General features: G+C 38.5%; 10 protein-coding genes and 1 pseudogene. 1 reads left to right on the forward strand and 10 read right to left on the reverse strand.

Annotated features, from left to right (window positions below):
• Positions 1-688 (reverse strand): annotated as a pseudogene (locus RLO81_RS03925) (hypothetical protein); the annotation flags it as partial.
• 26 nt (positions 689-714) lie between these two features.
• Complete coding sequence (locus tag RLO81_RS03930) at positions 715-1,092, reverse strand: hypothetical protein (RefSeq protein WP_350107529.1); 378 nt, start codon at positions 1,090-1,092, stop codon at positions 715-717.
• A gap of 138 nt (positions 1,093-1,230) precedes the next feature.
• Between RLO81_RS03930 and RLO81_RS03935 the strand changes: the two genes are divergently transcribed.
• The gene (locus tag RLO81_RS03935) at positions 1,231-1,710 is read left to right on the forward strand and encodes a hypothetical protein (protein WP_350107532.1); all 480 of its coding nucleotides are present in this window, start codon (positions 1,231-1,233) and stop codon (positions 1,708-1,710) included.
• Positions 1,711-1,712: 2 nt separating this feature from the next.
• On the opposite strand, the gene RLO81_RS03940 is transcribed toward RLO81_RS03935, so the two are convergent.
• The 8 genes from RLO81_RS03940 to RLO81_RS03975 form a co-directional block, all read right to left on the reverse strand.
• Positions 1,713-2,051: a hypothetical protein gene (locus tag RLO81_RS03940; RefSeq protein WP_350107534.1), complete on the reverse strand. Its 339-nt coding sequence runs from the start codon at positions 2,049-2,051 to the stop codon at positions 1,713-1,715.
• Between the two features lie 16 nt (positions 2,052-2,067).
• The gene (locus RLO81_RS03945; protein WP_350107537.1) at positions 2,068-2,250 is read right to left on the reverse strand and encodes a hypothetical protein; all 183 of its coding nucleotides are present in this window, start codon (positions 2,248-2,250) and stop codon (positions 2,068-2,070) included.
• A gap of 149 nt (positions 2,251-2,399) precedes the next feature.
• Positions 2,400-3,560, reverse strand: a complete 1,161-nt coding sequence (locus RLO81_RS03950) for a formimidoylglutamase (protein ID WP_350107539.1) — start codon at positions 3,558-3,560, stop codon at positions 2,400-2,402.
• A gap of 84 nt (positions 3,561-3,644) precedes the next feature.
• Positions 3,645-4,952 carry an NADH:ubiquinone reductase (Na(+)-transporting) subunit F gene (gene nqrF / locus RLO81_RS03955; protein ID WP_350107542.1) on the reverse strand — a complete coding sequence of 436 codons (1,308 nt, stop codon included), beginning with the start codon at positions 4,950-4,952 and terminating at the stop codon, positions 3,645-3,647.
• 135 nt (positions 4,953-5,087) lie between these two features.
• A complete protein-coding gene (locus RLO81_RS03960) occupies positions 5,088-6,290 on the reverse strand; it encodes a homoserine dehydrogenase (RefSeq protein ID WP_350107545.1) in 1,203 nt (400 codons plus the stop codon).
• Positions 6,287-7,336, reverse strand: coding sequence for a homoserine O-acetyltransferase family protein (locus RLO81_RS03965; RefSeq protein WP_350107548.1), 1,050 nt, complete (start codon positions 7,334-7,336; stop codon positions 6,287-6,289). The genes RLO81_RS03960 and RLO81_RS03965 overlap by 4 nt, the downstream gene beginning before the upstream one ends.
• On the reverse strand, positions 7,293-8,624 hold the full coding sequence (locus RLO81_RS03970) for an O-acetylhomoserine aminocarboxypropyltransferase/cysteine synthase family protein (RefSeq protein WP_350107551.1): 1,332 nt from the start codon (positions 8,622-8,624) through the stop codon (positions 7,293-7,295). The genes RLO81_RS03965 and RLO81_RS03970 overlap by 44 nt, the downstream gene beginning before the upstream one ends.
• A gap of 5 nt (positions 8,625-8,629) precedes the next feature.
• A partial coding sequence (locus tag RLO81_RS03975) for an OsmC family protein (RefSeq protein ID WP_350107554.1) occupies positions 8,630-9,114 on the reverse strand: 485 nt, incomplete at its 5' end.

Consider the following 9,114-nt stretch of genomic DNA (forward strand, 5'->3'; position numbering starts at 1 on the left):
CGAAATAGGCTTTTTTCTTCTCTTTTAGCTTTTTTTCCCGCTCTTCTTTTTCTCGAAGCCTTTTCTTTTCTTCAAGCCTCTGCTTTTGTTCAAATGTCAGTGGCTCTCTCTTTCTGCGATTACCCTTGTTATATTTACTACCCCTTCTTGGGCTGCGTTTATCGTGGTTGGCTAATTCCTCCTCACTCTTCTCCTTTTTATCTGGTTTTGGCTTGGGTTCAGGAAGATCAATTTTTCCAATTACTTTTATCCCTTCTAGCTTCACTTTTTTAGCCCTTACCACATCAAATGAAGGAATATTTTCTTCTGTTATATCGTCAACAGTAATTCCTTTTTTCTCAACTACTGGCTCCTCTGTTTTTGGCGTCTCCTCAATTTTTGCTTGCTTTTCCTTATCCGAAGAATCTTCTTCTTTTACCTCATCATGAGGTTCGTCAATAACTTCTTCTTCCACAACTTCGGGCTCAAGTTTTTTAAGCTCCTCAGGTTCAGTAAAAACGGGTATATCAAAATGCTTATATAGCGCAGTTACTTGCTCTTCAGTAAGCTTGGAATTACCCCCTTCAGGTGCTTCAAACCCCTTTTCTAACAAAAGTTCGTTGATATCCGTCTGTGTAACTCCTAATTTTCTTGCTAATTGCGATAACCTCATTCTGATTGCAGCTAAATAAGCTACAAAAATGGGCATTAACTGTTATTTAACACAATCTAACCCTAATTATTATTGGGCTTGGGGTGAGAGTACATCAGGTAGGTAAATAATATGGCAAATACGCTGTAAACAAAGGCTATACTAAGGATAAGCGGAGTTGGATTACTAAAGGTTAATTTGATAAATGAAATCGAACCAATGAGACAATGACCTAAATTGCCTATCAGTAAAGGTCTTCCATAAATACCTCCAACAGTTAAATTTTTAGAGTGCCAATTAACCAGGCCAAAGCCAAATAGTAATCCGCCTAATAGTATATTTAAGATATCGGATTGTGGTAAGTGTAGGTAGCTTACAATTTCATCTCCCAAAAAAAGCATAAGAATACCTGCTGAGCATAGTAGTATTGAATAGCTGGTTAATATTACTTTGGAATTCATAGTATAAAATTAATTAAGCCACAGAGTAGTATTCATTAATTAGTGATTGGCGGTTGATTTTGAAGCTAAGTATCTCAATCTCGGTTCCAACCTTTTTTTAATACATGGTGTCTTACAGATATACTTAAATGCAGAACTATGAAAATTATTAACCTGTTGATTTTATTCGTGTTTATTGGATTGGCTGCGTGCTCTGAGGATGATGCTGCACAAATTCCTAATGATAAAAGCTCTCTACTTCAAACAGGTCAAGGAGAATTTAATGATGTACTGGATGATATTAAGAAAGGCGAAAAAACATCAGATAGTTTTACAATTTTTGCCGTGAAAGTGGAAAATAATATTCTATTAATAGATGTTGGTTACGCTGGTGGTTGTGAAACGCACGAATTTGAGTTGATTTGGCCAGAAGTTATCATTACTATTTATCCATATCAGTTTGGAGTAATCCTAAATCATAATGCCAATGGCGACTTATGTGAGGCCTTTATCAAAGAAACCCTTAGTTATGATCTCACGGATAATCCACTCGGATTGAATGATCAATCCATTCAGGATATGAAGATTACCATTATTAATGGAAGTGATCCTGATAATGCTGTGAGTAATAGAGAATAAATTTAGTGATTGTTGAAAATTGAGTGATAGGCGGATTTTAATTCGCCTATTTCTTTTTGTGTAAAGCTCATTGGTTGGATTACTATCTCCTCATCTGCCAAGGCACAGGATGATGAAAAGCAGACATATTCCTTCACTTCTAGCAATTTCTTATACTCTTCAATTATCATTACTGAAACAGGCCAAATGAAGCTCTTACTTTCTATCCACTCCATCATATGTAGAAGAAATTGGGCAATACCATGTTTTGTAGTTACTTCAGTTTTACGAATAGATTTAGCTGATGACTTTAGCTCTAACGTGATTTCTACTAGCTGCTCATCCCTGAAATAGTAACTCACAGGCTCATTTTTGATACTACTTAATGGATATATTGGCACCATGTTTACCTAAAAGGTAGTTCAAGCGATAGGTATCTATGCTGGTGCCACTACCAAATACCTTTATTCTGTGGTTATAATATTCGCTGATCCATTGAGCTACCAACTCTACAGGATTTGTTGAAGCGATAACTATCACATCAGGTTTAAGTTCAATCATGCAAAAAAATCCTGGTAACTAGCTTTTTATTTTCCTGAGCTACACTATTTCAGCAATATCTACCAGATTATGCACACAATTTTCATACTTGTGAAGCAGCAAGCTCTCCACTGTACCGCTCACTTCACTTAACCCAATAACACTTATAATCATATCAATTTGGCATGCGTGGTAATATACCGTTCTGGCACTTCACCTTTTGTTGCAGTTTGATAGTCTGAGTAACTGCAGGGGATAATACAATTTCGTGCATACTTATCTTTTCCTTGAGGGTAAGGAACTTCCAACCACCATTTTTCACTTAATTTACTTTTGTAAAAATTTAAAGCGTCAGGGTCTCCCGGCATTGATACCACAAACTTTAAATAGTCATTGGTTTTAAACTTTTGCTCGTTCTTTCTGTGGTAATAGCCTTCGATAAAATACCAAATCATGGTAGCCACTACAGAGGCTGTCTTCTTGGCGTCATCATCTTTATCCGGATTGTAATCATAAAAACCTGCTGAGCTCAATTTTTCATTAATACCTGCATACCAGGTTATCTGGCAAGCTTCTTCACCAGTAAGGCCAAAAGGTTGTGCATTGGCATTACCGGGAGCATCCGATGATTTAATGGCTGAGATATCAAAAGAAAGCATGTCCGCATTTCTGATGATAGGTTCCATCTCTGAAATATTCGAACGCAAATGTCCGATCCTGTAGGCTTCAAAGTACAGCTTCTCTAATATATTGATAGCACTCTGGTCAATCAGATAGCTTTGATACGCCAGGTGACTGTAGTTAAATAGATAATTAGGCTCGTGCAATAGAATTTTGTGAATGTGCTTATCACTTTCTGGTTCACTTACGCCTTCCTCCATATCCAAAAAAGCATCTACATTCAGTAGGCTAATTAACTTCTCCATCCCCTCATACGCCCGGTATTGGCCGTAGTCCAGATCATGTGATCCACCAATAATTATTGGCAACACATTATTTTGAATGAGAGCAGCACAAACCTCGGTTAATCGGCCAGAGGTTTCATCTAAATCCATACCAGATCGGATATTCCCTAAATCAACAATTTTGTACCTGCCGGTACCTTTTTTCAATGCATAGAGCTTCTTGCGGATCTCGTTGGCTGCCTTGGCCGTCCCCTTGTTGGTAAGTGTACCTCGCTCTTCATTTACACCAACAATGGCAATGTCAGCTCCCAGGAAACTGGGCATTTTGTCGATGTTATATTTAATGTTTTTATAAAAGCTGTTTGAGCTTCTTATGTGCGAGAATAAATCCTCTTCTAACGGGGAGAAAAATATCTTTAGATCCATTGGTTGAATTTGATCCTAAAATACAATTTTGATCAAATAACAAAAAACCCTGACGGTTATCGTCAGGGTTTAGATTTTTATTGATTAACCTCCGAAGTCATCGAAGCGAATGTTTTCAGGTGGTATACCCATCTCATCCAGCATCTTCAATACTGCCGCATTCATCAATGGAGGCCCGCATAGGTAGTATTCAACTTCTTCTGGCTCCGGATGATCTTTCAGGTAGTTATCATATAATGCCTGGTGAATAAAACCAGTATAGCCATCAGCCTTCTTATCATCTAATGATTTTTTCACTTTCCAGTCATCTTCTTCCAGTGGCTCAGAAAGGGCAATGTTAAATTGAAAATTAGGAAACTCTTCTTCAATTTTTCTAAAATGATTCGTATAGAATAATTCTTTCTTGGAACGACCGCCATACCAGTAAGAAACTTTTCTATCTGTTTTTTCTGTATGGAATAAGTGGAAAATTTGAGCCCTTAGTGGAGCCATTCCAGCACCACCACCAATGTACACCATTTCTCTATCTGTAGGGTTGATGGCAAACTCTCCATACGGACCAGAAATAGTAACTTTATCGCCTGGCTTTCTTGAGAATACGTATGAAGAACAAATACCTGGGTTAACATCCATCCACTTACCAGCATCTCTATCCCATGGTGGGGTAGCAATACGAATGTTCAGCATCACAATATTACCTTCAGCCGGGTGGTTGGCCATTGAATAAGCCCTGAAAATGGGCTCATCGTTTTTCATGGTTAAATCCCACAGGTTGAAGTTATCCCAATCTTCTTTGTACTTATCATCTGGGTGCCCAAGTTCAGGCTTTGGTGTAATATCCATTGTTTTGAAATCAACTTCAATAGCAGGAACGTCAATCTGTACGTAACCTCCTGCTTCGAAATCTAGTGTTTCACCTTCTGGCAATTTCATCACAAACTCTTTAATAAAAGTAGAAACGTTGTAGTTTGAAACCACTTCGCACTCCCATTTCTTAATTCCAAAGATTTCTTCAGGAATGCGGATATTCATGTCTTGTTTCACTTTCACCTGGCACGAAAGACGTACGTTTTCTTTTTGTTCTGCCCTGCTAAGATGGCCTACTTCAGTAGGCAATACATCTCCACCTCCGTCTTCAACAACACACTTGCACATGGCGCAAGTACCACCACCACCACAAGCGGAAGGCAAAAATATTTTCTGTGCCGATAAAGTAGAAAGTAAAGTTGATCCTGCTGAAGTTGTGATCGGGTTATCCGTGTCACCGTTAATAACAATGTTAACCGGTCCAGTTTGTACCAGTTTAGATTGTGCAAATAATAAAATAAGCACAAGTAAAAGTATAATTGCTGTAAAGGCGACAATTGACGTTATTATTACCGTAGTAGTCATATGAATTTGATGATTTCTTACTTATTAAATCCTCGCTAAATAGGACTACAAATATATTGAGGAATTGTTTAAAACTATAATTGTAAAGATTTAAAATTCAAAGAATAACAACATTCCAAAACCTATGCATAACAACTAAACGGCATAGCTGTAGGATGTGCTCAGCTGAGCCTTTTTTATTGCATTTTCTGTAAAAACCGCTACTGACAAATCATTAAACCCTTTTAGCGTTCTTAATTTACTGGGAGCAATTTCTCCTATTATATAACTTTCTCCTTTAGTGAGGTTGTGTTCCTTGATCTGATCAAAGAACTTAATGATGAAGCCGCTCTGTTCATATTTAATAAATACTGTAATTGGCTCATCATTTAATGCTACCAAAGACTCCTTATTCTTATACTTAAACCCTTTGAGCAAATTTTTAAGATCATTATAAACAGCTAGACCGGTAGGGTATTTTCCTGCTCCTTTACCTACCAAAAGCTGTTTGCCCGTGTATTCTGTAGCGATGGCAACCGAATTGAATTCATTTTCAATTGTAAATTCTTCATCTTCTTTACTTACCAAATGCGGTATAACTGACGCAGAAATCTGTCCATGACTTACTTTGGCGCTCGCTATGAGCTTTACTTTTAAATTTCTGGCTTGTGCATAATCGTAAATGGTGGAAGACAATTGATCTATCCCTAACCGTGTGATCTTATTTGGGTCAATAGAAACACCAAAAACATGTTTAATCAGTATAGCCAGCTTATAGCTTGGGTCATAACCGCCAACATCTAACGTGGGGTCAGTTTCTGCAAAACCTAATTCCTGTGCTTGAGTTAAGGCAGCTTCATAGCTAAGATTTTCATTCAATATTTTTGATAAAACATAATTAGAGGAGCCATTAAAAATACCTCTTATCTCATTCACTTTATCATTTTGATAATAGTTTTCAAGAGTTTGGAGAATTGGGATACTCCCACATACAGCACCTTCATACAATAAAGGCGTATTAAACCTTTCCTGCAGTTCAAAAAGCTCCTCCAGATGGGTGGCAATCATTTTCTTATTCGCAGAAATAACCGGTATTGCTCTAGCGAGAGATCTTCTTACAATTTGAAAAGCCGTTTCAGCATCATCAATTAATTCAACAATTAAGTTAATTTCAGCATCGTTGAAAATATCTTCTGCATTGGTAGAAAATAATTCTTTAGGTGCCGACCGTTCTTTCTCTTCATTTTTAACTACAATTTTTTTGATTTCAAATAGCGGATTGTTTTCATTATTTAGGATTTCATAAAACCCCTGTCCAACACATCCGAAGCCGAATAGTCCTATCGTTAGTTTGCTCATTTTAATAATTTTAAAAGGTGATTTTTAATTTTTTCGGATTCAATTAAGAATCCATCGTGCCCGAAAAGTGAATCAATTAACTCAAATCGGGCATTTTTTATGTTTTTAGCAATAAATCGCTGCTCTGCAAAGGGGAACAGTAAATCGCTTTTAATCCCAGCCACAATGGTGTTGGCTGTCACTTTTGTTAATGCATTTCGAACCGATTTTCTTCCGCGACCAACATTGTGGCTGTCCATGGCTTTTGTTAATACCCAGTAAGCGTGGGCGCTGAACCTTTTTACCAATTTCTCACCCTGATAATTTTGATAACTATCAGCCTTGTATCCATCAATCTTGTCTTCAAAATCACTTTGTGTTTTTCTATAAGTATTTTGATTGCGATAAGACAGCATGGCTATAGCCCTGGCCGCTTTCAACCCTTTCTCGCCAACACCTTCATACTTGTATTGGATTGTTGGGTCTGCTTCTAATGCCAACCGTTGTGCAGAATTAAATGCAATTCCCCACGCTGAGTGATGCGCATTTGTGGCAATGAGATAGATATTTTCGAACAAATCGTGAGAACTTATTGCCCATTCCAATAGTTGCTGTCCGCCCATAGAGCCACCTAGGCCCAGCTTGATTTTGCTCACGCCTAAATGCTTTCGTAATAACTCGTGAGCCTTCACCATATCTTTAATCGTGATCAATGGAAAATCTAATCCATATTTCTCTCCGTTAGCCGGATCAATACTATCCGGACCAGTGGTGCCATAGCACGATCCCAAAATATTAGCACATACTACATAATACTGCGATGTGTCAATCACTTTTTGATGGCCCACAATATCAGGCCACCAGTCTGTTGGATCGGCATTTGCGGTTAAAGCATGAAATACCCAAATCACATTGCTTTTGGCTGCATTCAGTTTGCCATGAGTTGTGTAGGCGATCTTAAGCTCGGGCAGAGAGCTACCGCTCTCTAACCCAAACTCTTGATCGAAACTGAACAACTCAACCTTAGACTTTTGCGTGCTCTGAACTTCTGATTTTACTGAAGGCATTGGCTAAATCATTTTTAATGTCATCGATATGTTCTATTCCCACTGATATTCTGAGGAGGTTAGGTAATACTCCTGAAGACAATTGTTCTTCCTCACTCAGCTGTTGATGGGTGGTCGCAGAAGGCTGAATAATCAGGGTTTTTGCATCACCTACATTGGCCAAATGACTCACCAGCTCAAGGCTGTCAATGAACTTAGTTGCTTCTTCTTTTCCTCCTTTAATGACAAAGGAGAGCACACCACCAAAGCCATTTTTCAGGTACTTTCTCGCAAGTTCATGATAGCTGCTTGTTTCTAATCCGGGATAATTCACCGATTCTACCAATGGGTGTTTATCCAACCACTTAGCCAGTTCAAGAGCGTTATCAACCGTACGTTGCACTCGTAACGAAAGTGTCTCCAAACCCTGTAAAAGCAAGAAAGAATTGAACGGACTTAAGGCCGGACCAAAATCACGTAAACCTTCTACTCTGGCTCTGATGGCAAAGGCAATATTTGGTAGACCCAGAGGGTTATCAAAACCAAAAGTATCCCAGAACTTTAATCCATGATATCCTTCTGAAGGCTCTGTGAAATCAGGAAATTTGCCATTACCCCAATTGAAATTTCCTGAATCGATAATAACTCCACCGATGGAAGTACCATGACCGCCAATCCATTTTGTTGCCGAAGCAGTAACCACTGCCGCACCATGTTCTATTGGTCTGAAAAGATAGCCCCCCGCACCGAAGGTATTATCTACAATTAATGGAATATCATGCTTATTGGCTAACTCAGCAATGGCATCAAAATCTGGTACATTGAAACCGGGATTTCCGATGGTTTCCAGATAAATGGCTTTGGTATTTTCATCGATGTGTTTAGCGAAATGATCTGCTTTATCACTCTCAGAAAATCGTACTTCAATGCCCAGTCGTTTAAATGCAACCTTAAATTGATTGAATGTACCGCCATATAAGAATGAAGTTGAAACGAAATTATCTCCTGCTCTGAGAATATTATTAAGGGCAATAAATTGGGCAGCCTGTCCGGAACCTACTGCTAGTGCAGCCACACCACCTTCCAAAGCAGCAATTCGCTTTTCGAATACGTCCGTAGTAGGATTCATAATGCGGGTGTAGATGTTTCCAAACTCTTTTAATGCAAAGAGATTGGCACCATGCTCCGCATTTTTAAAAGTGTAAGAGCTGGTTTGATACAAAGGCACCGCTCTTGAGCGTGTGCTTTCTTCTACATTTTCGTATCCAGCATGTAGCTGTAATGTTTCAAAATTTAATTGTGTTGACATGTTTTCTAATTGTTAGGTGTTAATAAAAATTTAATAGGTGTTTTATTGCTCAGATTGTCGTTTACAGGGCATCTGTACTCAATTTCTTTGAGCCATTTTACCCGCTGACCTTCATTGAGCTTTGTACTTGTTTTCAGGTTTACCTGAAGATTTTTGTAGCCGGCTCTTTCAGAAAATGAAGTGCCGAATAGTCTGGCCGGATCTAAATCGCCATTGATATCAATCTCTAAATCTTTGAGATTGATGTTTTGCTCTTTCGCGACAATGTGGGCTACTATATTAATGCAGCCTGCATAACCTGCAAGAATATATTCTACAGGATTTGGCGCTTGATCCGTGCCACCCAGTGCTTCGGGTTCGTCTACGATGAGGTGAAAGCCTCTTACGTTGATGTTCGTTTTTGCCGGTGATTCACTCCTTGAGTGCACCGAAAAGTTCAATGTCTGTGACATTTTTCTCGTAATTAATATTGTTGTAAATGTGATTTTGG

It is taken from the genome of Fulvivirga sp. (assembly GCF_040220315.1).
Classification (GTDB): domain Bacteria; phylum Bacteroidota; class Bacteroidia; order Cytophagales; family Cyclobacteriaceae; genus Fulvivirga.

What these genes read in the sequence shown, in the direction of transcription:
- RLO81_RS03930 (WP_350107529.1), bottom strand. Translation starts at nt 1,092, where the DNA reads ATGAATTCCAAAGTAATATTAACCAGCTATTCAATACTACTATGCTCA.
- RLO81_RS03935 (WP_350107532.1), top strand. Translation starts at nt 1,231, where the DNA reads ATGAAAATTATTAACCTGTTGATTTTATTCGTGTTTATTGGATTGGCT.
- RLO81_RS03945 (WP_350107537.1), bottom strand. Translation starts at nt 2,250, where the DNA reads ATGATTGAACTTAAACCTGATGTGATAGTTATCGCTTCAACAAATCCT.
- RLO81_RS03950 (WP_350107539.1), bottom strand. Translation starts at nt 3,560, where the DNA reads ATGGATCTAAAGATATTTTTCTCCCCGTTAGAAGAGGATTTATTCTCG.
- nqrF (WP_350107542.1), bottom strand. Translation starts at nt 4,952, where the DNA reads ATGACTACTACGGTAATAATAACGTCAATTGTCGCCTTTACAGCAATT.
- RLO81_RS03960 (WP_350107545.1), bottom strand. Translation starts at nt 6,290, where the DNA reads ATGAGCAAACTAACGATAGGACTATTCGGCTTCGGATGTGTTGGACAG.
- RLO81_RS03965 (WP_350107548.1), bottom strand. Translation starts at nt 7,336, where the DNA reads ATGCCTTCAGTAAAATCAGAAGTTCAGAGCACGCAAAAGTCTAAGGTT.
- RLO81_RS03970 (WP_350107551.1), bottom strand. Translation starts at nt 8,624, where the DNA reads ATGTCAACACAATTAAATTTTGAAACATTACAGCTACATGCTGGATAC.